23 protein-coding genes and 3 pseudogenes are annotated in these 21721 nt (G+C 73.0%); 14 read left to right on the top strand and 12 right to left on the bottom strand.

The window, feature by feature from the left end; translation table 11 throughout:
- Window positions 1–27: 27 nt before the first annotated feature.
- Window positions 28–774, bottom strand: coding sequence for a response regulator transcription factor (locus ABZT87_RS18920; RefSeq protein ID WP_355068997.1), 747 nt, complete (start codon window positions 772–774; stop codon window positions 28–30).
- A gap of 101 nt (window positions 775–875) precedes the next feature.
- The gene (locus ABZT87_RS18915; RefSeq protein WP_354861663.1) at window positions 876–1106 is read right to left on the bottom strand and encodes a hypothetical protein; all 231 of its coding nucleotides are present in this window, start codon (window positions 1104–1106) and stop codon (window positions 876–878) included.
- A gap of 199 nt (window positions 1107–1305) precedes the next feature.
- Here ABZT87_RS18915 and ABZT87_RS18910 point away from each other — a divergent pair, with 199 nt between their 5' ends.
- The 3 genes from ABZT87_RS18910 to ABZT87_RS18900 all read left to right on the top strand — a co-directional run bounded on the left by ABZT87_RS18910 (window position 1306) and on the right by ABZT87_RS18900 (window position 3891).
- Window positions 1306–2235: a serine/threonine-protein kinase gene (locus ABZT87_RS18910; RefSeq protein WP_355136956.1), complete on the top strand. Its 930-nt coding sequence runs from the start codon at window positions 1306–1308 to the stop codon at window positions 2233–2235.
- A 70-nt stretch (window positions 2236–2305) separates the two neighbouring features.
- On the top strand, window positions 2306–2731 hold the full coding sequence (locus ABZT87_RS18905) for an OsmC family protein (RefSeq protein WP_266241740.1): 426 nt from the start codon (window positions 2306–2308) through the stop codon (window positions 2729–2731).
- A gap of 308 nt (window positions 2732–3039) precedes the next feature.
- Window positions 3040–3891, top strand: coding sequence for a hypothetical protein (locus tag ABZT87_RS18900; RefSeq protein ID WP_355068999.1), 852 nt, complete (start codon window positions 3040–3042; stop codon window positions 3889–3891).
- Here the strand turns inward: ABZT87_RS18900 and ABZT87_RS18895 are convergent.
- From ABZT87_RS18895 to ABZT87_RS18875, 5 genes are all read right to left on the bottom strand, one after another.
- The gene (locus ABZT87_RS18895; RefSeq protein ID WP_355136954.1) at window positions 3881–4441 is read right to left on the bottom strand and encodes an ATPase; all 561 of its coding nucleotides are present in this window, start codon (window positions 4439–4441) and stop codon (window positions 3881–3883) included. The two genes, ABZT87_RS18900 and ABZT87_RS18895, sit on opposite strands and share 11 nt — an antisense overlap.
- A gap of 178 nt (window positions 4442–4619) precedes the next feature.
- A complete protein-coding gene (locus tag ABZT87_RS18890) occupies window positions 4620–5063 on the bottom strand; it encodes a response regulator (protein ID WP_354861669.1) in 444 nt (147 codons plus the stop codon).
- Between the two features lie 71 nt (window positions 5064–5134).
- Window positions 5135–5482 (bottom strand): STAS domain-containing protein, encoded by a 348-nt coding sequence (locus ABZT87_RS18885; RefSeq protein WP_354861671.1) that lies wholly within the window; start codon window positions 5480–5482, stop codon window positions 5135–5137.
- Between the two features lie 108 nt (window positions 5483–5590).
- Complete coding sequence (locus tag ABZT87_RS18880; protein ID WP_355136953.1) at window positions 5591–6637, bottom strand: cobalamin-dependent protein; 1047 nt, start codon at window positions 6635–6637, stop codon at window positions 5591–5593.
- A complete protein-coding gene (locus ABZT87_RS18875; RefSeq protein ID WP_355136951.1) occupies window positions 6634–8394 on the bottom strand; it encodes a PP2C family protein-serine/threonine phosphatase in 1761 nt (586 codons plus the stop codon). The genes ABZT87_RS18880 and ABZT87_RS18875 overlap by 4 nt, the downstream gene beginning before the upstream one ends.
- 279 nt (window positions 8395–8673) lie before the next feature.
- Here ABZT87_RS18875 and ABZT87_RS18870 point away from each other — a divergent pair, with 279 nt between their 5' ends.
- Window positions 8674–9000 (top strand): STAS domain-containing protein, encoded by a 327-nt coding sequence (locus ABZT87_RS18870; protein ID WP_354861676.1) that lies wholly within the window; start codon window positions 8674–8676, stop codon window positions 8998–9000.
- A 57-nt stretch (window positions 9001–9057) separates the two neighbouring features.
- Window positions 9058–9402 (top strand): STAS domain-containing protein, encoded by a 345-nt coding sequence (locus ABZT87_RS18865; RefSeq protein WP_354861678.1) that lies wholly within the window; start codon window positions 9058–9060, stop codon window positions 9400–9402.
- A 110-nt stretch (window positions 9403–9512) separates the two neighbouring features.
- On the opposite strand, the gene ABZT87_RS18860 is transcribed toward ABZT87_RS18865, so the two are convergent.
- Complete coding sequence (locus ABZT87_RS18860) at window positions 9513–9827, bottom strand: hypothetical protein (protein ID WP_354861679.1); 315 nt, start codon at window positions 9825–9827, stop codon at window positions 9513–9515.
- Window positions 9828–10027: 200 nt separating this feature from the next.
- Between ABZT87_RS18860 and ABZT87_RS18855 the strand changes: the two genes are divergently transcribed.
- The 5 genes from ABZT87_RS18855 (at window position 10028) to ABZT87_RS18835 (ending at window position 13315) form a co-directional block, all read left to right on the top strand.
- Complete coding sequence (locus ABZT87_RS18855; protein ID WP_355136949.1) at window positions 10028–11002, top strand: DUF2267 domain-containing protein; 975 nt, start codon at window positions 10028–10030, stop codon at window positions 11000–11002.
- A 130-nt stretch (window positions 11003–11132) separates the two neighbouring features.
- Entirely contained in the window at window positions 11133–11915 is a 783-nt protein-coding gene (locus ABZT87_RS18850; protein ID WP_355136947.1) for a fused MFS/spermidine synthase, read from the top strand.
- Between the two features lie 252 nt (window positions 11916–12167).
- Entirely contained in the window at window positions 12168–12296 is a 129-nt protein-coding gene (locus ABZT87_RS18845; protein WP_355136945.1) for a hypothetical protein, read from the top strand.
- Window positions 12297–12448: 152 nt separating this feature from the next.
- Window positions 12449–12601 carry a hypothetical protein gene (locus ABZT87_RS18840; protein WP_354861687.1) on the top strand — a complete coding sequence of 51 codons (153 nt, stop codon included), beginning with the start codon at window positions 12449–12451 and terminating at the stop codon, window positions 12599–12601.
- A gap of 246 nt (window positions 12602–12847) precedes the next feature.
- Complete coding sequence (locus tag ABZT87_RS18835) at window positions 12848–13315, top strand: hypothetical protein (protein WP_355137143.1); 468 nt, start codon at window positions 12848–12850, stop codon at window positions 13313–13315.
- A gap of 55 nt (window positions 13316–13370) precedes the next feature.
- Here the strand turns inward: ABZT87_RS18835 and ABZT87_RS18830 are convergent.
- Window positions 13371–13955, bottom strand: a pseudogene (locus ABZT87_RS18830) (ice-binding family protein); the annotation flags it as partial.
- 308 nt (window positions 13956–14263) lie between these two features.
- Here ABZT87_RS18830 and ABZT87_RS18825 point away from each other — a divergent pair.
- The 3 genes and pseudogenes from ABZT87_RS18825 to ABZT87_RS18815 form a co-directional block, all read left to right on the top strand.
- Window positions 14264–14485: pseudogene (locus ABZT87_RS18825) on the top strand (transposase); the annotation flags it as partial.
- A 20-nt stretch (window positions 14486–14505) separates the two neighbouring features.
- Window positions 14506–14622: pseudogene (locus ABZT87_RS18820) on the top strand (IS5/IS1182 family transposase); the annotation flags it as partial.
- 58 nt (window positions 14623–14680) lie between these two features.
- Window positions 14681–15826: an AI-2E family transporter gene (locus ABZT87_RS18815; RefSeq protein ID WP_354862903.1), complete on the top strand. Its 1146-nt coding sequence runs from the start codon at window positions 14681–14683 to the stop codon at window positions 15824–15826.
- Between the two features lie 23 nt (window positions 15827–15849).
- Here the strand turns inward: ABZT87_RS18815 and ABZT87_RS18810 are convergent, their stop codons facing one another.
- A complete protein-coding gene (locus ABZT87_RS18810; RefSeq protein ID WP_355136943.1) occupies window positions 15850–17151 on the bottom strand; it encodes an NAD(P)/FAD-dependent oxidoreductase in 1302 nt (433 codons plus the stop codon).
- Between the two features lie 54 nt (window positions 17152–17205).
- On the bottom strand, window positions 17206–19359 hold the full coding sequence (locus ABZT87_RS18805) for a glycogen debranching N-terminal domain-containing protein (RefSeq protein ID WP_355136941.1): 2154 nt from the start codon (window positions 19357–19359) through the stop codon (window positions 17206–17208).
- 119 nt (window positions 19360–19478) lie between these two features.
- Between ABZT87_RS18805 and ABZT87_RS18800 the strand changes: the two genes are divergently transcribed.
- Window positions 19479–20927, top strand: coding sequence for a M20/M25/M40 family metallo-hydrolase (locus ABZT87_RS18800; protein WP_355136939.1), 1449 nt, complete (start codon window positions 19479–19481; stop codon window positions 20925–20927).
- A 113-nt stretch (window positions 20928–21040) separates the two neighbouring features.
- Here the strand turns inward: ABZT87_RS18800 and ABZT87_RS18795 are convergent, their stop codons facing one another.
- Entirely contained in the window at window positions 21041–21592 is a 552-nt protein-coding gene (locus ABZT87_RS18795) for a GNAT family protein (protein WP_354862659.1), read from the bottom strand.
- Window positions 21593–21721: the final 129 nt, after the last annotated feature.

Here is a 21721-nt window from a genome sequence, read left to right as displayed (position 1 = left end):
CGCAGCGGCCGACGGCGCGGCCGTACGTCAGTCGGCGGGTTTGAGGACATAGCCCGCGCCGCGCAGCGTGTGGATCATCGGCGGCCGGCCGGCGTCGATCTTCTTGCGCAGGTACGAGATGTACAGCTCCACCACGTTGGCCTGGCCGCCGAAGTCGTAGTTCCACACCCGGTCGAGGATCTGCGCCTTGCTGAGCACCCGGCGCGGGTTGCGCATCAGGTAGCGCAGCAGCTCGAACTCGGTCGCGGTCAGCGTGATGAGCTGGCCGGCGCGGCGGACCTCGTGGCTGTCCTCGTCGAGGCTGAGGTCGCCGACGGTCAGCACCGCCTCCTCCTGGGCGGCGACCGCGAAGCCGGAGCGGCGCAGCAGCGCGCGCAGCCGGGCGATCACCTCCTCCAGGCTGAACGGCTTGGTCACGTAGTCGTCGCCGCCCACGGTCAGCCCGGCGATGCGTTCCTCGACCGCGTCGCGGGCGGTCAGGAACAGCACCGGCACGGTCGGGGCGTGCTCGCGCAGCCGGCGCAGCACCTGGAAGCCGTCCAGGTCGGGCAGCATGACGTCGAGCACGACGGCGTCCGGCTGAAACTGCCGCGCGGCGCTCAGCGCCGCCATGCCGTTGCCGGCGCTGCGCACCTGCCAGCCCTCGTAGCGCAGCGCCATCGACAGCAGGTCGGCCAGTGTCGCCTCGTCGTCGACCACCAGCACCCGGACCGGTTCGCCGTCGGGACGGCGCAACTCGATCCGGCCCGGCACGGTCTGCCCCTGGATGACCATGTCCCCCATCGTGGGCGTGTCCGCTGTGTCGCGCCTCTGCCCCACCTGTGTGCCAGCTGTGCGGCCGGGCCGCCGGACCACCGTTCAGCCCTCGCCCGTGCTCACTCGGACACCCCGTACGCGTCGGTCCGCACGAACCGCATGCTCCACCCGCCCAGGCCGTCCGGCTGGTCGCGTTCGTAGAGGTGGTCGGGACCGGGTTGCGTCGGGCCGGTGCCGTCCGGGTGCCGCATGATCCAACGCGACGGCGGGGCCCCGTCCGGCCCGGCCGGCACCTCGCGGACCAGGCCGTCCGCGGGACCGCCGACGAAGCGTACGGTGACCTCGCTCATCGCGGTGTCTCCCCGGTGACCGTGCCGGCACGCTCGGTGCGCCCAGCCCTGGCTCGCAAGCTACCGCACCCGCCACCGGCCCGCGCCGGTGTACGCCGGGATCGGCCAAGCCCGATCACCGCACGGTTTGCCCAGCTCGGACCCCGGGTACCGCGTTCGGAGGCACCCGCCGTCGGCGGGCGAGGGCGAGGAGTGGTCGATGCGCACGCTGGATGGGCGGTATCAGCTCGAACAGCGTATCGGCGTGGGCGGGATGTCCGAGGTGTGGCGAGCCCACGACCGGGTGCTGGACCGGCCGGTCGCGGTGAAGCTCATCTCGCCCGGCCCGGAGGATCTGCACGACACGGTGGACCGCATCCGCACGGAGGCCCGCTCCGCGGCGCGGCTCGTGCACCCGAACGTCGCGAGCGTGCACGACTTCGGCACCTCCTCGACGCTCCCCGGCCGTCGGGCGCCCTACATCGTGATGGAGCTGGCCGAGGGCGAGACGCTCGCCGCGCACCTGCGGGCCGGTCCACTGGACTGGCGCATCTCGGTACGGGTCTGCGCCGAGGTCGCCGCCGCGCTGTCCGCCGCCCACGCGAGCGGCATCGTCCACCGCGACGTGAAGCCGGCCAACGTCATGCTCACCCCGGTCGGGGTGAAGGTCCTGGACTTCGGCATCGCCACCCCGGCCGGGGTCGCAGACCCGATACCGGACGGCATGGTGTTCGGCACCCCGGCGTACCTGGCGCCCGAGCAGCTCGACGGCACGCCGGCCACCCCGGCGGCCGACATGTACGCCCTCGGCGTGCTGCTCTACTACTGCCTGACCAGTCGGCTGCCCTACCGGGCGAGCAACGCGGCCGAGCTGCTGACCGAGCGTCGGACCCAACCTCCGGAGCCGCTGCCCGAGATCGACGGGCTGCCGCCGGAGGTGTCCGAGCTGTGCCGCTCCTGCCTGGCCGACGACCCGGCGCAGCGTCCGACAAGCCTGGTCGCCGCGCTGCTGCTGGCCGAGGCCGTGGACGCCCGGGTGTACGTGCCGATGATGATCCCCACGCCACGCCGACCTGCGGCGACGTCGCCGTGGAACGAGCGGGCCGCCGCGGAGGCCACCGAGGCCCTGTCGATGGTCGACGGGCCCTGAACCCGGGGTGGCCCCGCGTTTCGCCCGCTCGCGGCCGGGTAGCCGGGCGGGGAGCGACGGGAGGAACGCGATGCCGAGCCCCAGTTCCTGGCTGCACGAGGCCACCGCGACGGCCGAGGGCGGCCACGTACGCACCGACGACGGTGGGCTCTCCACGCCGCTGGCGTCGCCGCTGGCGGCGCACTGCACCGGCCTGAGACCGGAGCAGTTGTTGGCCGCGGCCTTCGCGTCCTGCCTGCACCACGCGGCGGTGGAGGCGGCCGGGGAGATCACGAACGAGGCGCACACGGTCCAGGTACGCGCCGAGGCGAAGCTGGGCCGCGACGACGACGGCCGGTACCGGGCGGACGTGCACGCCTCGATCTCCTCCGCCGGCCTGAGCCGCGCCCAGTTGGCCGATCTGGTCGAGTACGCCGACCGGCTCTGGCCGTTCTCCAGCGGCGACAACACGCGGCACCGACTGACCGTGACCCCGGCGGAGAACGGCCGGCACTGATCCCGGGCCGGTTCGCGGCTTTTCGGATGCCGCCTCCGCCGGACGACCACCGTGGGCCCCCACCGTTCGGTGGAGCAGGCATCCTCCGAAGGGAGGAGCGCCGGGGAGCGGCCGAAGGCGGCGCCGGAGACCGCAGCGATGACCGGGTTCGCCGTTCCAATCGGGAATACCCGGCTTGCCTGATCGGCGAGGTTTCATGGGTTCGACCGGCCTTCCGCCCGATATGACAGCCATGATCCGGGCAAATTGTGGCGCATGCCACCGTACGGGCCGATGGCAGCGGGCGGTCGACTATCTAGCCTCGGCGGGTGCATCCCGTCGACCCCGCCGCCCAGAAGCTGACCGACGCGCTCCCGACCACCCGTTCGGGCGACGCCGCATCAACCGAACGGACGATCGGCCGTCACCGGGTCCCCGACCCGCCGCGCCGCGCCCGGCTGGGCTCCACCCCCATCCGGGTCGCCCTGGCCACCGGCGTCACCTGCTGCCTCGGCCTGGGCGCGTTCGCCGCCGCCCGTGGCGCCGAGGACGCGCCGCAGCCCGTACGACCGATGGCCGACGCGCTGGCCGACCGCGCCGCCATCGCGGACGAGCGCGCCTCCCGGTCGCTGGACCGCGACGCCGCCCCCGCCCGGGTCCTCCCCACGACCCCCACGGCGTCGCCGACCGCCAGCCCCACCCCCACCCGCAAGGCGCCCAAGAAGCCGGTAAAGCCCCCCCGGCCGCGCCCGGTCGCCGGGCTCGACCAGACCCAGATGGACAACGCCAAGATCATCGTGGACGTCGGCCTGGAGCTGAAGATGCCGCGCCGCGCCCTGGTGGTGGCGCTGGCCACCGCGATGCAGGAGAGCAACCTCTACAACCTGGCCAGCGACGTGCTGCCGGAGTCGACGCAGTACCCGCACCAGGGCAGCGGCGCCGACCACGACTCGGTCGGACTGTTCCAGCAGCGGCCCAGCAGCGGCTGGGGCACGGTGGCCGAGCTGATGCGCCCGTCGTACGCCGCCCGGGCCTTCTACACGGCGCTGGCCGAGATCCCCGGCTGGGAGGACATGAGCGTCACCGCCGCCGCCCAGGCCGTGCAGATCTCCGCCTTCCCCGACGCGTACGCCCAGCACGAGGAGCGCGCGAGCACCGTGGCGGCGGCGCTCACCGTCTGAGCCTGCGCTCAGCGGGCCGTACGCCCGCTGGGCGGCTGGGCGGCTGGGCGCCCGCGTCCCGGCCGCCGGCCGCCACCCGGGTCGCCGGTACACCCGTTCCGGCCGCGGCCGTGGGCGTGTCGGCCGGCACCGGCTCGACGGTCACGCGGGTGAGGATCTCGTCGACCAGCGCCGCCCGGCGTCGCCGCGCGTGCAACGCCTCCTCGAAGTCCCGCCGGGCCTGCACGGCGTCCGCGTACGCCTGCTCGCGGACGCGACGGGCCTCCTCGCGGGCCTCGTCCAGCTCGTTGCGGGCCTGCGCCAGGATCTCGGCCGCCTCCCGCCGCACCGCGTCGCCGGCCTGGCGGGTCGTCCCGGCGTCGCCCAGGTCGAGGCGTTGGAGCAGCCCGCTGAGCCAGGTCGCCTCCTGGCGGATCTCGTCCCACTCGCGGGTCGCCCCGGCGGCGCCCTCCGCCCGCGCCGCGAGTCGGGACAACCGGATCCCCAGCTCATCCAGGCAGGAATCCACCTGCCTCTGGTCGTAGCCGGTCTTCACGACGGAGAACCTCATACTGTCGCCCCCAGGCAGCCGCTGTTACTTCCCCACCTGGATCCTCGGACGCGGCGACAGCGACCGAGGCAGTTCGGGAAAATTGTTCAGCATGGGCGCGCGTCCGGCGGGCGCGGCGCGGCGACGGGCCACGTCGGGCCGGCGGCGGGGACAATGCCGACCGACCGCGCCGGGCGGATCAGGGGCGCTTGGGCAGCACGACCACGCGGCCGAAGAACTCGTCGATGCGGCGCACCACGTCGTTGAAGTCATCGAGGTCGATCGGCTTGGTGACGTACGCGTTGGCCTGCAACGTGTAGCTGCCGACGATGTCGGTGTCGGCGTTCGAGGTGGTCAGCACCACGATCGGGATCGTCCGCAGATCCTCGTCCTGCTTGACCGCGCCGAGCACCTGACGCCCGTCCATCCGCGGCATGTTCAGGTCCAGCAGGATGACGTCCGGTCGGCGAGCCTGCACGTGCCGGCCCTCGGCGCGCAGGAACTCCATCGCCTCCTCGCCGTCGCTGACCACGTCAATGATCTTCTCGACGTCGGAGTCGGCCAACGCCTCCTCGATCATCAGCACGTCGCCCGGATCGTCGTCGACCACCAGGATGCGTACCGGCTGCGGGCTGTCGCCCATCACTACCTGCCTCGGGTCGGCGGAGAAAGGAGACCGGAACGGTCACCGTGCTGGCGGGGAAATCTAGCCCATCAGGAGGCGCTCTTGGACGTCGGGTCCGCCGTGTCCGGAAGGTATCGCAGCACGTCGGCCAGACCGGTGACCCGCAACACACGCTCGACGCGCCCGGTGGCGCCCGTGATCCGCAACCAGCCCCCGTCGGCGGTGACCTGGTTGTCGCCCCGGACGAACACGGCCATCCCGGTGGAGTCGCAGAAGATCAGGTCGGTGAGGTCGAGCAGCACCCGCCGCTCGCCGGCCGCGGTGAGCTTGTCGATGGCGGCGGCCAGCTCGCCGGCGGTGCTCAGGTCCAGCTCACCGGCGAGCCGCAGGCAGGCCGCACCGCCGTCGCGCTCGGCGTGGCTGACGCTGAACGTCACCGTTCTCCCCCTCGCTCCACCGGTTGGGTGGGACGTTTGCAGTCCGGCAAGTATACGCAGGGGGGGTACGACGGTCCGCAGCGCGTGGTGATCGTCCGGGGGTGGTCCTCAGCCCGCGGAACGGGACGCGGAGACCAACCCGGCACGACTGCGCGCCAGCGCGTGCGACGCGCGGGGAAAGTCGCGCAGCACGGCGGCGTAGTGCGCCAGGGTCAGGGCGACCGCGCTGGCCGGCACACCCCGACTCGTCAGGATCTCCACCAGCCACTTGACGAACTCGGTGAACAGCGAGGCGTCGTCGACGTAGAGCGAGGCGGCCAGCGAGTCCAGGATGTGCCCCAGGTCGCTCACCGTCGAGTCGAGCTGGGCGGCCGTGTACCCGCGGGTCGCCGGCACCCGTTCGCGCAGGTCGGTAAGCGCGCTGTCGATCAGCTCACCCCTGCGGCGGACGAGACTCGCGTACTCGTCGTCGGCCAGGTGCCCGAGCTGCGCCGCCGGCACCCGCCGCACCGCCCGCTCGTCGGCGATCAACTCCGCCGCCGCCGGCGCGTCCGGCGCCCAGGCCGCGCCGGGCCGGGCCGCCCACCGGCCGTCCGCGCCGAAGCCACGCCCCCCGACCACGACCGGCACGTCCGAACGCCGACACGCCTCGATCATCCGGTGGGCGTGCGGCAGCCGCATCGGCAGCGCGCAGGCCAACGCGACCGCCTGCGCGTCGTGCCGGTGCAGGTACGACACCAGGTGCGCCGCCGGCACGCTGGCGCCCAGGAAGGTCACCTGCCAACCGCGCAGCCGCAGCACCTCGGCCACCAGCCGGGGCGGCAGCGCGTGCCACTCGCCGTCCATACAGGCCACCACGATCCGCCCGCCGGTCGGACGCGGGTTGGCGTGCGTCGCCACCGCGGCCACCACCCGCTCGCTGATGTGGGTCGCCGCGTGCTCCTGGGCCACGCTCCACTCGTTGCGAGCCCACCGCTCACCCACCTCGGCCTGGGCCGGCGCGACCACGTCGAGCAGCACCCGCTCCGGCGGTACGCCCGCGTCGAGCAGACCGAGCGCCACGTCGATCGCGGCGTACTCGTCGGCGTCGGCGAGGCAGGCCAGGTAGCCGGGGTAGGCGTCGGCCAGGCTTGTGGTCGTGGCGGGGGCGGTCACGCGGGGCTCTCCCTCTGCTCGTCGGCGCTCGTCGACGTGGGCACCGCGTGCAGGTGCCGCGCGCCTCGCCCGCCCGGGCTGACCGCGCGCAACGCCAGCACCGCGATGTCGTCGTGGTCGCCGTGCCCCAGCCAGTCACAGGTGACCTGCTCGACGCGTTCGGCCAGGGCCGGCGCCGGCATCCGCTGGCAACCGGTCAGGGCCGTGAGCAACCGCTCCGCGCCGAACTGCTCGTCGCCGCGGCGGCCCCCGCGGGCCTCGGTCACGCCGTCGCTGTAGAGCAGGCAGGTCTCGCCCGGCGCCAGCCGCACGGTCACCTCACCGACGCGCGGGTCGGGCACCACCCCGATCAGCATGCCGCGCAGCGGCACCGACTCGACCTCGCCCGACGTACGCAGCACCAGCGGCGGCAGGTGCCCGCCCCCGGCCATCGTGAGGGTGACGCCGCCGTCGCGCTGCGGACGGGCCACGCCGAGCACGATGGTGGCGAAGCGGCCCTGGCCGTGCGCCTGGGTCGTCTCCAGCAGCGCGTCGTTGAGCAGTCGCAGCAGCCGCCCGGGGTGCGACTCCACCCGGTGCAGCGCCTGGAGGCACTGGCGGAGCTGGCCGGTGAAGACCGCCGCCTCGACGCCCTTGCCGGAGACGTCGCCGAGGAAGAACACGCAACCGCCGTCGGCGAGCCGGTGCGAACCGTAGAAGTCGCCGCCGATCCGCAGCCCCGCCTGGGCCGGGCGGTACGCGGTGCCCCACTGCACACCGGCGGTCTCGGTCGGCTCGACCGGCAACAGGCTGGCCTGCAGGGTGTCGGCGACCTCGGCCTGGTCGCGGTAGAGCAGAGCGGTGGTCAGCGCCGCGCCGGCCCGGGCCGCGAAGGCACGAATCAACCCGACGTCGTCCTCGTCGTACCACCGGCTGGAGCGGCGGGCGACCAGCAGCACCCCGACGGGGGCGTCCCGGCCGGGCAACGGCACGACCCGGGCAAGGCTGTCGGCACTCGTGAGGCCGGGCAGCCAGCCGGCGTCGACCGCCTGCTCCACCAGCCAGTCGAGAGTGTGCGGCTCGACCCCGGTCAGTCCTTCGGCGATCGCGGCCGGCAGGGCGGGGCCAACGAGCACGCCGCTGTCGATCGTCGGCGTCTCGTCGGCGGCCCGGGAGGCCCGCCACCACCGGGCCCGCCCCACGCGCGGCGCCAGCACCAGCACGGCCACCTCGGCGAGGGTCGGCACGGCGAGGCGGACGACCGCCGCGGCGGCCCGGTCCGGGTGCAGCGGGTTGCCCAGCTTGTCGCCCACCACGGCCAGGAACGCCGAGCGGGCCCGCTCGGCGAGCAGCGCGTCGGCACGGCTGACGCTCTCGGTGACGTCCTCCACGTACCAGCAGCATCGACCGGCGGAGAGGGGCACCTGGCGGGCGGTGAGCCGACGACCGAGGTGGGTGAAGCCTCCGGGGCTTTCCTCGCCCAGACCCGGAACGCCGGACGCGGCCAGCGAAACACCGGGGACCACCTCGGGCAGCAACCGCTCGGCCACCGGGCTGACGTGTCGGACGACGCCGTCGGCGTCGCAGACCACAAGGCCCTCGCGGAAGTGCTCGACGACCTCGGACCAGCCGGGCGCGGCCCGATCACGGTCGGGGGCCAGCGGCGGCAGCGCGGTGCTCGGCCAGGACGGCGCGTCGGCGGACCACGCCGTGGTCCGTGTGGTGCTCGGCGTGGAGATCCGTCCGTCGTCGGTGTCCCTGACGTCGGAAGCAGTCACCAGCTGAGCCTCACTCCTTGTCGTCCACCCGAACCCGCACCGGAACCGGCCTCTGTGGTCGAATCTCTCCGGCCACCCTACGCCGGTCGGCCGCGACCGGCATCCCACGGCAGGTCGCGGGCCCTCGGTCGCGTACCGGGCGGACCCGCCCGACGGTTGTTACGATCCCTTCGCACCGGCTGGAACCGCCGTGTGCGGAAAGGCGTGATCGTGCCATCGGACGGGCGGGGCCCCGAAGCGAACCAGCTGAGCATGTCCGTCGATCGGTCCGATCCCGACATGCCCCTGATCCGCGTGGGCGGCGACCTGGCGTACCTGACCGCGGCGCCGCTGCGCGCCGAGGTCGACCGGGTCCTCGCCGAGGCGCCGCGCGGCATCGTGCTGGATTTCGCCGACCTGGTCTTCATCGACAGCAGCGGTCTCGGCGTGATCGTGCACGCGTGGCGGGAGGGCCAGGAGGTCGGAACGACGCTGCGACTGCGGGCGGTCCCCCGCTTCCTGGCGACGATCCTGGACATCACCGGGGTGGCGGCGCTGCTCGACCGGCCGCTGCCGGCGACCAGTACGGTCGGCCCCGGCTCGCAGCAGTCCGCCGCCAGCGCGTGACCCGGCGGCTCGCGGCCCTGCGGTTTGCGTTCCGCCGCTGGACTGGGAAATGGTGGAATGTCCCACCAGCTGTTGACCATCGAGGTGACCCGGCTCGCAGCCGGTCACGTCCGGCTGCGGCTGACCGGCGAGCTGGACTACGACACCGCTCCGGAGTTGGTCGCCGCCGCGGCTGAGCTGCACGGCGAGCAGCACGTGACGATCGACCTGGCCGGGGTCGGCCTCTGCGACTCGTCGGGCCTCAGCGCCCTGCTGGTGGTGCGCCGGGGCGTCGGGGCGATCCGGCTGACCGGGGTCAGCGCCCGACTCCAGCAGATGCTGGACCGCACCGGGCTCACCGAGCTGCTGGCCGTGGAGAACACCGTCGCCGTCGACGGCGCCAATCTGCGCGCCCTGGGCTGACGGCCGCACCCACCCACCGCCGGGTCGCCATCCCTGAAACGGGTCACCATCCCCGAGAAAGGGGGGTGGCCCCCGACCCTGGGACCTGGGGTCGGGGGCCGGAGAAATGTCTAGGGCGCGGTCATCGGCTGGAGCCGGGGGCCGGCGTCGCGCAGTTCGATGGCCGACGGAGGTTCGATGTCGTCGGGTTCCCCCGAGTCGGGCGTCTGGTACAGGTAGCGGACAAACTCCCCATCGGCCTCGTTGTCGTCCGCACCCGGCCACTGGCCGATGCAGTCCATTCCGACCACTTCCCGGCCGGTTCCGTCGGCCTCCTCCAGCAACGCCCACAGGCTCACCGGGTAGCACCGGGTGGCGTCGGGCGCGAGTTGCCACCGGGCGTACCAGCCAGGTCGAGCGGGAACGATCTCGACGATCCGTTTCATGACGACCTTCCTTCCGCGTACCTCGGAAGAACTGTGGTCCTGCCCCGATCCTGCCGGCCGCACGGGTGAGCACCCCTCACCCCGGCCGGATGAAGCCTCATCGACGCTCAGCCCTACCCGGCCGGCGGCGTCCGTTTCGGCTCCGGGGCGGCGGGAACGCGACGGGCGCAGGATCGATCCCCAGCGGAAGGGGCGTCACCATGCGCAAGCAGATGGAGGGCGACAACCAGCGCCGCCGGGCGCTGGCCCGGCAGGCCCGCGAACAGGGCAGCCAGCCCAGTCAGTTCGGCGCGAGCCTGAGCGCCTCCAAGCAGCTCACCAGCCTGGACCAGGGCAAGCGGACCGGCCCAGCGCCGGCCGGACGGCACAAGCCGGACACCACGCGTGGTGGACCGGCCCCGCCGTCGAGGGGCAACGCGGACAATCCGCGCCCGCAGCCGCCACCCGGCGGCGCGGCCGGGGTGAACAGCGTCGGCTACCACGACCTGGTCGACGACGTCCGACGCCGCTCCGGCGTCGACTTCTCGACGGCCAAGGTGGGCGCCGAGGCGACGGTGCTGGTGCTGGCCTTCGCGCTGGACGCGGCGGAGCGGCAACGGCTGCTCGCCGCCGTGCCGAACTCGCTGCACGACGTCCTGCCCGTGGACGGCATCAAGCGGCACCGGGACCTGCCCGGCTTCCTGGCCGAGGTGGGCCGGATCAGCGGAAATTCGCCGGAGCAGGCCCGCTACCAGGCCGAGGCGACGCTCGCCGCGCTCGCCGACCAGGACGGCGACCTGGTCGAGTCCCTGCACGTCCCCGACGGCCTGCGGGAGCTGCTGAACCCGCCAGCGGCCGGCGGCGGCATCGTGGGCGCCTCCACCACCACACCCACGCTGGACGAGGCCCAGCTCCGGGCGGCGCTGGACGACCTGCCGTACTGGGCCGGTGACAGTACCGGCCTGTATCGCGTGATCGCGCTGCCGCCGGACAACCTGGACCGGGTGCTCGCCCGGCTGGACCGGCTGCGCGAGGAGACCGGGCGTGGCCCGAGCATCGGGCGACCGGGCGGCACGGCCGCCGTGCTGACCGTGCGCACCAACCAGGCCGACGGGGTGACCGCGCTCGACGTGGACCTCGCCCACTCGATCGACGACGCCATCGACGAGGTGGGCGCCGGGATGGCCAGCGGCTGACCGCCACAGACGGCGCACGCGGGCCGGCGCACGCGGGTACCTCCCGCGCCGCCGGCCCGTCGGGCGCGGTATGCGACCCGTCCGCCCACCGGCGGTTCGGGCCCGCGAGCCGCTCGGTTAGCGTGCCGTCATGAAGCGTGCCGCCGACCGGTTGGAGCTGGTCGCCGATCCGGTCCGTCGAACCGGACGGACGCTGCTCTCCGCCGGCGTCGAGCAGTCGTACGTGGATGTCGAGGATCCCCGGCACCTGCACTTCGAGTACGTCCGGCGGATCGCCTCGGCGGTGGAGCTGGCCGCCCCGGCGGGCGTACCGCTGAGCGTGCTGCACCTCGGCGGCGGTGCGTTGACGCTGCCGCGCTGGCTCGCCGCGACCCGGCCGGGTTCCGCGCAGCGGGTCGTCGAGCGGGACCCGGCGGTGGTCGAGCTGGTCGCCCGGGAACTGCCGCCGCTGCCGCCCGAGGTGCGGGTCGAGGTCGCCGACGCCCGGGACGCGGTCACGGCCGCCGCGTCCAACGCGTACGACCTGGTGATCGCCGACATCTACCGGGCGGCCCGAATGCCCCGCCACGTACGCAGCGTGGAGTTCGCGGCCGAGGTGGCCCGTGTCCTGCGCCCCGGCGGGCTCTATCTGGTCAACGTCACGGACCTGCCGCCACTGGTCGGCACCCGGGTGCAGGTGGCGACGCTGCGGGCGGTCTTCGGCGACGTCTGCGTGTTCGGGGACCGCCGGATGCTGCGCGCTCGGCGCTACGGCAACCTGGTGCTCGCCGCGACGCACCGCCCGGGCGGTCTGCCGGTCGGCCGGCTCGCGGCGGCGGCGCTGCGCGACCCGATCCCCGGCGGGCTGCTGCACGCCGCCGCGCTCGACACGTTCGTCGCCGGCGCCCACCCGTTCACCGACGCCGACGCCTAGGCCGTGTCTTCAGAGGTTTACAACGATCGGAGTAGCGCGGCGATTGTGACGGTGGCCTGGAAGGAGGTCGCGGTCTTGTCGTAGCGGCGGGGCCGCCGGCGGATGCGGGCCTGGCAGACCGATCCGTCCGCGCCGCCCGTGGTGTTGCTGCGCTCCCCGGCGGAGCTGGACGTCTGGCTGAGCGGGCTGCCCCGTCAGTGAGGACGGGCGGATCCTCGCCTCCTGACGGCCGCCGAACTGAGACGACCGAGGATGAAGTCGACGGAGACACCGGTACGCGACCAGATCACCGCCTTCCTGCACGGCTACGCGCGGGCCGTCGAGGCCGGCGACAACGGCGCCGTTGCCGCGAGCTACAGCCGAGACGTACATCGAGGGTGACCCGGGCAGGGCGGCGGTCGTCATCAACGACGCCGGGTACCGGGCCGTTCTCGACGAACGCCACACGGCGATGACCGAGCAGTTTGGTCTGACCGTTCTGGACGTTCGCGATCTCGCACCGGGGGTACGTCCTCGTACCGACCGAGCGGACGTTGGACTTCGCGCCGCCGCAGGGCAAGGCCGGCAGCCCGCGGTTCGCACAGACCTACGTGGTGCCCTGCGACCGCGACCGGCCACAGATCCTGCTCGACCTCCCGCACGAGCGCGAGGACGACGTCATGCGGGAGCTGGGGCTCACCGGCTGACCGTCCATGGCGAATACGTCGTCGGCCCGCCCCCCGGTGGGGAGCGGGCCGACGACGTGAGGTGGCCCGGCCGGGATCACACCGGCCGGGCCACCGATCAGGACTCCAGGCGTCGACGCCGGGCGAGGAAGAACGCGACCGCGCCCAGGACGACCATCACACCTCCGACGCCGGTCATGGCCGGGACCACACCGCCGCCGGTGACCGGCAGGATGGGTTGCTTGCCGCCACCACCAGGTTTGCCGGGTGCGCCGGGGCTGCCAGGCGCACCAGGGCTGCCGGGTGCTCCGGGAGGTCCGGACGGACCAGGTGCGCCGGGGCTGCCCGGTGCGCCCGGACTACCGGGTGCTCCGGGTGCTCCGGGGCTACCGGGCGCTCCCGGACTACCGGGCGCCCCCGGACTACCGGGCGCCCCCGGACTACCAGGTGCGCCGGGGCTACCAGGCGCTCCCGGACTACCAGGTGCTCCCGGACTACCAGGCGCTCCCGGACTACCGGGCGCTCCCGGACTACCAGGTGCGCCGGGGCTACCGGGCGCTCCCGGGCTACCAGGTGCGCCGGGGCTACCGGGCGCTCCCGGGCTACCGGGCGCTCCGGGGCTACCGGGTGCTCCGGGACTGCCGGGCGGGCCGGACGGGCCGGGTGGGCCGGTGGGCCCGGGTGGGCCGGTCGGTCCAGGCGGGCCCGTCGGCCCGGCGCAGATCGGTGCGGTGATGACGTTGGTGTCGAGGGTGACGGCGGCGGTGCGCGCCAGCGCGCGGCCCTGGAGGGTCGCGCCCGTGGCCATCGTGATCGCGGCCTGAGCCATGATGGTGCCCACGAAGGTGGTGCCGGTGCCGATCGTCGCCGAGCTGCCGATCTTCCAGAACACGTTGCAGGCCGACGCCCCGTTGGTCAGGACGACGCTGCTGTTCGACGCCGTCGTCAGCGAGGAGTCGACCTGGAAGATGAACACGGCCGACGGATCGCCCTGGCCGTCGAGCGTCAACGCTCCGGTCAGTTGAGCGGCCCCGATCCGGTAGACCCCTTCGTTGAGTGTGTTGCCACCCAACTCCGCCGGGAGGTTGGTGAACGGGGTCCGGCCGGCGGCGTCGTTGAAGGCGATGGTCAGGTCGCTCTGAGCCTGGAGCGCCACCGCGTCGCCGAGGTGCACCTCCCCGCCGATGGTGGCCGTTCCGAAGCCGGACGCGGTGCTCCCGGGGAACCGCCCGAGGCTCTGGGCCAGAAAGCTGGGGCCGGTGTTGGTGGGCTCCGCTCCGGCCAGGACGGAGAAGTCGGCCGCCGTCCCCAGGTTGACCGGTGCTTCCTGCGCGTTTGCGGCGGTCGAGCTGAAGAGCAGCAGGCTGGCTGCCACCGTGGCGGCTGCGCCAGCGGCGAGCGACGGCAGGACCACCCGCCGCCGTAGCCAATTTTTGGGTTTAGCTGTCACAGAACACCCTCCGTGGGTACTACTCGCAGGAGACGTCGAACGAGCGGCGTCCTGCGTGAAACGGCCTGAATGGCGCCGATGAAGCGCGCTGATCACCACATCACGTCAGGTGTTCCAATGAGGGCAAATTGGAACAATAGCCCAAATCCATCTATCTGGATCAGACTGACATTCGCATTCGCAATTCGCCGGTTCTGGGAGTAGCGGGCGGGATGCGTGGCCCGACCAACCTCCTGTGGAAGATCCGCGCCGGGGCGGCGTGGCGTGACATGCCCGCCCGCTACGGGTCCTGGCAGTCGATCTACACCCGTTTCCGCAGGTGAGCCCTTGACGCCACGTTCGAGCGGATGCTCGCCGGGGTCCAGGCCGACGCGGAAGCGGCCGGGGACATCGACTGGCTGGTGTCGGTGGACTCCACGATCGTGCGAGCCCACCAGCACGCCGCGGGCGCTAAAAGAGGGCGCCGAGAAACGTCGTCGAATGCTGCTTCAACCGGCTCAAGCAGTGCCGCAGCGTCGCGACCCGCTACGACAAGACCGCGACCTCGTTCCAGGCCACCGTCACCATCGCCGCGCTGCTCCATTGGTTGTGAACCTTTGAAGACACGGCCTAGGGCCGGCCCGCGCGTCCGCATTGCCGGGTTTCCGACGGTGCGCGCGGGGAAGGCCCGGCGGGTGAGCAACGCCGACAATCGGGCCACCGCCCGCCGGGCCCTGGTCGTGATCGGTCTGGTGCTGGCGACCGCGCTCGCGCTGGCCTTCGTGTACGCGACCCGCCGGGTGCTGGTCTGGGCCGTGGTGGCCGCCTTCTTCGCGGTCGCGCTCAAGCCGTCGGTGGACTGGCTGCAACGCCGGTTCGTGCGGCGGCGGGCGGTGGCCACGCTGCTCGTGTTCCTCACCGCGTTCGTCGTGCTGGCGGTCCTCGCCACGGTCATCCTGGTGCCGCTGCTCGACGAGCTGGGCCGGTTCGCCGATCGGGGGCCTGAGCTGCTGCGCGACGCGCGCGCCGGGCGCGGCCCGGTGGGCCAGCTCCTGGAACGCACCGGGGCACGACGCTACGTCAGCGAGCACTCCGACCAGCTGCGCGACGCCGGCACCCGGCTACGTCAACCCGCCGTGGGCGTGCTGCGCGGTGTCCTGCAGACGGTCGCGGGGCTGGTCACGGTCATCGTGCTGGCGTACCTCATGGTGTTGGAGTCGCCGCGGATCACCGGCAGCGTCCTCGCGGCGGCCGGGGACGGTGCGGGCGAGCGCCTGCGCCGGGTCGGCCGGGAGATGTCGCGGACGGTCACCGGCTACCTCACCGGCAACCTGCTGATCAGCGTGATCTGCGGGGTGCTGACCTTCCTGGTGCTGACCCTGACCGGGGTGCCGTTCGCGGGCGTGATCGCCCTGCTGGTGGCGGTGGCCGACCTGATACCGCTGGTGGGCGCGACGATCGGCGCGGTGATCGCCGCCGGCGCCGGGTTCCTGCACTCCTCCACCGCCGGAATCATCGTGCTCGTCTTCTTCGTCGTCTACCAGCAGGTCGAGAACCATCTGCTCCAGCCACTCATCCTGTCTCGTGCGGTGCGGCTCAACCCGCTGACCGTGCTGCTGAGCGTGCTGCTCGCGGCGGAGCTGGCCGGCTTGCTCGGCGCGCTGCTGGCCATCCCCGCCGCCGGCATCGTCCAGATCCTGCTGCGCGAGTACGGGCCGCGACGACTGAACCCGCCCCCACCGGCGGACCCCGGCGAACCGCCCCCGCCGGCCGTGCCACCACGTGGACCGGCCGGTCCCGCCACCTCGCGGGGCTGACCGGCCGGGTCGACGGGTTCCGCTCAGCGGCCGCGCACCGCGACCTCCGGCGACGTGCTCTCCAGCGGGACCGCGTTCGCCGGGACCAGCCCCAACTGCACGGCCGAGCGGGTCAGCGCGGCGTCGAGCACCCAGTCGGCCCCGACGCGGGTGCGGTTGCCCGGCATCGCCATCAGGTGGTACGCCCGGGTGACCGCCTTGGCCGGCAGCCCGGCCAGGTTGACGTGCAACGGGTTCGCGGCCGCGTCCTTGCCGCCCAGGTCGACCACCCAACCCAGATCGTGGTGCCTGTACGGCTTGCGCTGCCCGAAGCCGTACGACGCGGCGATGTTGTGCGCCACGCGCTTGCCCTGCCGCTGCGCGTGCTGGGCCGTCATGCCGCAGATCTGCCCCGGATTCACCAGGTCGGGCACGGCTGCGGCGTCACCGCAGGCGAAGACCTCCGGATAGCCGGGGACGTTGAGGTACTCGTCGGTGACCAGCCGGCCCTTCTCGGTGCGCAGGCCCAGCTCGTTGACGAACGGGTCCGGCCGCACCCCCACGCACCACACAAGCGTGCAGGTCGGCACGTACTCGCCGTCGGTGAGCTTGACGCCGTCGCAGGTCGCCTCGGCCACCGACGTGCCCATCCGCACGTCCACCCCCCGCCGGTTGAGCACCTTGTGCGAGGTGACGGACATCCGCTTGTCCAGCTCGGGCAGCACCCGGGGGGCGACGTCGAGCAGCATCCAGCGGGGCCGGACGGTCAGCCGGGGCCGCTGCGCGTGCAGCGCGTCGGTGAACAGCTGCCCGTGCGCGGCGACCTCGGTGCCGGTGTAGCCCGCGCCGACCACCACGAAGGTGGAGCGGGCCTGCTGCTCCGCCGGGTCCTCGGCCTGCTCGGCCAGCTCGACCTGGCGGACGATGTGGTCGTGCAGGTAGACGGCCTCGGGCAGGCCGCGGAAGCCGTGCGCGTACTCGGTGACGCCCGGGATGGGCAGCAGCTTGTTGACGCTGCCCACGGCGAGCACCAGCCGGTCGTACGCCAGGCGGTTCTTCTCCCCCTCGGGCTGGGTGAAGCCGACCCAGCGGTTCTGCAGGTCGACGTGATCCGCCTCGCCGATCACCACCCGGACGCCCTTGAGGGTCCCGGTCAGCGGCACGGCGATGCGCGAGGGCTCGACCACCCCGGCGGCCACCTCGGGCAGCAGCGGCAGGTAGAGGAAGTAGTCGGTGGAGTTCAGCACCACGATCTCGGCCCGGTCCCGGGCGATCCGGCTCAACGTCTTCGCCGCCTGGTAACCGGCGAACCCGGCCCCCACGATCACCACACGAGGTTTCGTCATTGCGGGCCGTTTCCCGTCGCAGCCCGGGACAAACGTCGAAGCGCAGGCGCGCGGTCAGCTGCGCTCGAGCCAGACGTGACCGTTGGAGCCCACCGCGTCCACACCCCACTCCTGACCGAAGGCGCGTACCCGGTCGGCCGAGATCCGGCCGATCTCCGGTGGAACCGCCGGGTCGAGCACGAGCCGACCCCCGACCGGATTGAGCCCCAGCATCGCGCGGACCAGCGCCAGCGGCGTGCCGGACGCCCATGCCTGCGGGCTGCAGGCGGTGGGATATGGGACGGCGAACAGCAGCCGTTGCCGGTCGGACCCGCTGAGCGCCTCGGGCAGCCGGTGGTCGAACTGCTCGGCCGCGTCGATCATCGCCAGGCTGATCCGGTTCGCCTCCTTCCGGTAGCCGTAGCGGGCCAGGCCGAGCGCGATCAGCGAGTTGTCGTGCGGCCAGACCGTGCCCAGGTGGTAGCCGAAGGGCCCGTAGAGGCGTTCCTCGGCGGACAGCGTCCGAATGCCCCAGCCGGAGAACATGTCGGGCGACATGAGCTGGCGCACCACCGCATCCGCCCGCCCCTGCGGCACGATCCCGCTCCACAGCAGGTGACCCATGCTGGACGTCTTGGAGTCGACCACGTTCTTGTCGCCATCGAGGGCCACCGCGTAGTAGCCGCCCCGCTCGTCGATCCAGAAGTCCCGGTTGAACCGCTCGTACAGGGTGCCGGCCTCGTCGCGCAGCCGTGCCGCCAGGGTGGGGTCGCCCAGCGGGCCGTCGAACAGCTCGGCCAGCCGCACCTTGGCGTCGTAGGTGTAGCCCTGGATGTCGGCGGTTGCCAGCGGCAGCACCGGGATACGTCCGTCGGCGAAGCAGACGCCGTCCGGCGAGTCCCGCCAGCACTGGTTGCCCAGCCCCTCCGGGGACCGGGTGGCGTACTCCACGTAGCCGTCGCCGTCGCGGTCGCCGTACTCGTCGATCCACCGCAGCGCGGCCACCGCGTTGTCGCGCAGGTGCCGGACGGTCTCGTGGTCGGCGGTCCACCGCCAGTACTCCGAGAGCAGGATCAGCCAGAGCTGTGTGGCGTCGGCGGTGCCGTAGTAGGGGCCGTACGGCTTCTGGCCGGTACGGGTCAGCTCGCCGCTGCGGACCTCGTGCAGGATCTTGCCGGGCTCCTCGTCAGTGAAGTCGTCACAGGCGTTGCCCTGGAGTTTGGCGAGCGCGAGCAGCGTTCCCTTCGCCAGCGCCGGCCCGGCCACCAACGTCTGGTACGCGGTGATCAGCGTGTCCCGCCCGAAGAGGCTGAGAAACCAGGGCAGTCCCGCGCCGGGCAGCAGGATCCGCTGACCTTTGACCTCCAGTTCGAGCCGCAGCGCCGCCAGGTCGTCGCGGGACTGGCGGACGGTGCACTCCAGCGCCTGGCTGTCGCTGCGCAGCACGGCCCGGTCCTCGGTCCACCGGCGCAGCGGGTCTTCGGCCCGGCCTTGGACGACGTCGATGATGTCGCCCCGCACCGGTTCGACCACCCCCGGGCCCGGCGACAACGGCACCTGCAGGTCCACCAGCCAGTTGTCGCGCGGACGCAGGTGCAGGTCCCAGACCAGATCGTCCCCCTCGATCCGGTCCGCCGGAATCGCGCAGCGCACCCGGGTCTCGGCGGTGAAGTCTCCGTTGCGGTAGGAGAAGCACAGCTCGGAGCCATCGGCGGCGTGGTTGCGGACGATCTGCGCGGAGCGGTCCCGGACCACCGACTTGACCTCGAACAGGTCGGCGAAGTCCACGTCGACGGCGAGGCGCAGCTCCACCCGCACCGGCTCGGGCTGGTACGACACCAGCTGCAGCCGCTCGTGGAAGCCGTCGCCGATGTAGCGCAACCGCCGGATGGCGAGACCGTTCGACGGCAGCCCGGGCAGCTCCGGGTTGGTGAGCACGTACTGCGCGGAGTAGTGCTCGAGGGTCTTGGCCCGCAACACCAGCAGCTGACCGCCGTTGACGGTGAGGGTCCAGCCGCTGATCAGGCGGGTGTCCAGGTGCACGAGCCCGCCGATGCTGCCCGGTGGCACGTCGCCGCGCGCGTCGGAGTACACAAACGTGGGGCCGCTGAGCACGGCGATCGAGTTGGGACCCAACTCGGGTGGCATCGCCCGCTGGTCGCCACTCACCCCCGTCGCGGGAGCCGTGCCGACGTGCGGGTTGGCGGGGGTCGCGCGTACGACAGCCATGACACCCACCGTAGGAACGACGGCGACGGGGTGTCATCACCCGGTCCGGGTGAAAGCTGCCGCGACATCCAGGCCGAACGATATGGACAAACGTCACTATCGATGGGCAGGATGCCGGAATGGGATCAGACGACACCGGCGAGCGGCCCACGAGGCCCACCCGCCGCACCTTCCTGTCCGCCTCCGCCGCCGCCACCGCGGCGACCGCCGCCACCGTCGCGGTGCCCTCGCTGGCCACGCCCGCGGCCGCTGACGCCGTCCCCGCCGGCCCCGGGCGGCCGGCCCGCGCGCAGCGCCCCGAGCGCGAGCTGCGCGAGCTGCTGCGCCAGGTCGACCCACGCCGGATCGAGGCGACCGTGCGCCGGCTGGCCGCGTTCGGCACCCGGCACACCCTCTCCAGGCAGGACGACCCCGAGCGGGGCATCGGCGCCGCCCGGGACTGGATCTTCGCCCGTTTCCAGGAGTACGCGGCCACCTCCGGTGGCCGGATGACCGTCGAACTCCAGTCGTACGTGCAGCAGCCCGCCTCGCGGATCCCCACCGCCACCCGGATCACCAATGTGGTGGCCACCCTGCGCGGTGTGACCTCGCCGAACCGCACCTACGTCGTGACCGGCCACTACGACTCCCGGGCCACCGACGTGATGGACGCCGTCAGCGACGCGCCCGGCGCCGACGACGACGCGTCCGGCGTGGCCGTGGTGCTGGAGCTGGCCCGACTGATGGCCACCCGGCCCACGGCCGCCACTGTCGTCTTCGCCGCGGTCGCCGCCGAGGAGCAGGGCCTGTACGGCTCGGCGTACCTGGCCGCGCAGCTCAAGGCGGCCGGCGCGGACGTGCAGGGGATGTTCAGCGACGACATCGTGGGCAGCAGCACCGCCGACGACGGCACCCGCGACCCGTACGCGGTGCGGCTGTTCGCCGAGGGGGTGCCGACCGCCGAGACACCGGCGGAGGCGACCACCCGGCAGTCCGTCGGCGGCGAGAACGACTCACCGTCGCGGCAGCTCGCCCGGTTCGTACGCGACGTGGCGGAGAACGACGCGACAGGCATGCGGGTGCGGGTGATCTACCGGCGGGACCGCTACCTGCGCGGCAGCGACCACATCTCGTTCCTGCGCGAGGGCTGGCCGGCGGCGCGGTTCACCGAGCCGAACGAGGACTTCACCCACCAGCACCAGGACGTCCGCGTGCAGGACGGCCAGCAGTTCGGTGACCTGCCCGAGTTCTGCGACTTCGGGTACATCGCCCGGGTGGCGAGGGTCAACGGCGCGGCGCTGTGGTCACTGGCCCAGGCGCCCGGCACGCCCAAGGGCGCCATCATCGTGACCACCGACCTGACCAACAACACGACCCTGCGCTGGCAGCGCGGCGACGAGCCGGGCCTGGCCGGCTACGAGGTGGTGTGGCGCGAGACCACGGCCGCCGAGTGGCAGCGGGTGATCCCGGTCGGCGACGTCACCGAGGTCAGCATCGACCTGTCCAAGGACAACGTCTTCTTCGGCATCCGCGCGGTCAACCGAGCCGGCCTCCGCAGCCCGGTAGCCTTCCCCCGCCCCGGCAGCTGACCGCCCACCCCGCCCTCCCCCTTCCCCGCCCTCCCGCCGCCCCCGCCGTCCCACCCCGTTGATCAAGAGGTTTGCGTCACGACACGCCGGTGTCGGTGACGCGAACCTCTTGATCACGCGGGAGGCGGGGTGGGGGTGAGAGGTGGGGTGGGGGCGGTTATGGCCCAGCGTTCGTGGTCGCGCCACGCGCCGTCGATGAACAGGTAGTCCGGGGAGAAGCCCTCCAGGCGGAAGCCGAGCTTCCGGGCCACCCGCCGCGACGGTTCGTTGCCCGGCTGGATGTTCGCCTCCAGGCGGTGCAGCCCGGCTGTCGTGAACGCGTGGTCGATCACCAGCGCGACGCCCGTCGAGGCGTGCCCGGTGCCGCTGTACGGCTCGAACGCCGCGTACCCCAGGTAACCGCCGCGCAGCGCGCCCAGCACGATGCCGCTGATGTTCACGTAGCCGGCGATCGCGCCGCTGGCCCGGTCGCAGATCAGGTAGCCGGCGCTGTCCCGGCGACGGATGCGGCGCAGGTAGCGGTCGTACTCCTGCGGGGTCGCCGGCGCGGCCAGCCACGGGTGGTGCAGGTCCCGGCTGCGCAGGGCGGCCGCCACGAACTCGTCGACGTCGGCGGGTCGGGGTCGCCGGATGGCGGCGGGACCACCGCTGCGCAGGTATCTCACGGCGGACCACTCTGACCGACCGGCGCGGCCGTTGTCCAACCGGCCCGCCACCCGCTCCTGCGATCAGCGCGTCGGGACGTCGGTGCTCTCCCGGGGCAGCACCGCGTGTGGCGCGACGATCTCGGCGGT

It is taken from the genome of Micromonospora sp. NPDC005237 (genome assembly GCF_040607775.1).
Taxonomy (GTDB): Bacteria; Actinomycetota; Actinomycetes; order Mycobacteriales; family Micromonosporaceae; genus Micromonospora.
The sequence above is the reverse complement of the archived record's forward strand: the minus strand, read 5'-3'. Positions and strand labels throughout refer to the sequence as shown.

What these genes read in the sequence shown, in the direction of transcription:
- ABZT87_RS18920 (WP_355068997.1), bottom strand. Translation starts at nt 774, where the DNA reads ATGGTCATCCAGGGGCAGACCGTGCCGGGCCGGATCGAGTTGCGCCGT.
- ABZT87_RS18915 (WP_354861663.1), bottom strand. Translation starts at nt 1,106, where the DNA reads ATGAGCGAGGTCACCGTACGCTTCGTCGGCGGTCCCGCGGACGGCCTG.
- ABZT87_RS18910 (WP_355136956.1), top strand. Translation starts at nt 1,306, where the DNA reads ATGCGCACGCTGGATGGGCGGTATCAGCTCGAACAGCGTATCGGCGTG.
- ABZT87_RS18905 (WP_266241740.1), top strand. Translation starts at nt 2,306, where the DNA reads ATGCCGAGCCCCAGTTCCTGGCTGCACGAGGCCACCGCGACGGCCGAG.
- ABZT87_RS18895 (WP_355136954.1), bottom strand. Translation starts at nt 4,441, where the DNA reads ATGAGGTTCTCCGTCGTGAAGACCGGCTACGACCAGAGGCAGGTGGAT.
- ABZT87_RS18890 (WP_354861669.1), bottom strand. Translation starts at nt 5,063, where the DNA reads ATGGGCGACAGCCCGCAGCCGGTACGCATCCTGGTGGTCGACGACGAT.
- ABZT87_RS18870 (WP_354861676.1), top strand. Translation starts at nt 8,674, where the DNA reads ATGCCCCTGATCCGCGTGGGCGGCGACCTGGCGTACCTGACCGCGGCG.
- ABZT87_RS18865 (WP_354861678.1), top strand. Translation starts at nt 9,058, where the DNA reads ATGTCCCACCAGCTGTTGACCATCGAGGTGACCCGGCTCGCAGCCGGT.
- ABZT87_RS18860 (WP_354861679.1), bottom strand. Translation starts at nt 9,827, where the DNA reads ATGAAACGGATCGTCGAGATCGTTCCCGCTCGACCTGGCTGGTACGCC.
- ABZT87_RS18855 (WP_355136949.1), top strand. Translation starts at nt 10,028, where the DNA reads ATGCGCAAGCAGATGGAGGGCGACAACCAGCGCCGCCGGGCGCTGGCC.
- ABZT87_RS18850 (WP_355136947.1), top strand. Translation starts at nt 11,133, where the DNA reads ATGAAGCGTGCCGCCGACCGGTTGGAGCTGGTCGCCGATCCGGTCCGT.
- ABZT87_RS18845 (WP_355136945.1), top strand. Translation starts at nt 12,168, where the DNA reads ATGAAGTCGACGGAGACACCGGTACGCGACCAGATCACCGCCTTCCTG.
- ABZT87_RS18810 (WP_355136943.1), bottom strand. Translation starts at nt 17,151, where the DNA reads ATGACGAAACCTCGTGTGGTGATCGTGGGGGCCGGGTTCGCCGGTTAC.
- ABZT87_RS18805 (WP_355136941.1), bottom strand. Translation starts at nt 19,359, where the DNA reads ATGGCTGTCGTACGCGCGACCCCCGCCAACCCGCACGTCGGCACGGCT.
- ABZT87_RS18800 (WP_355136939.1), top strand. Translation starts at nt 19,479, where the DNA reads ATGGGATCAGACGACACCGGCGAGCGGCCCACGAGGCCCACCCGCCGC.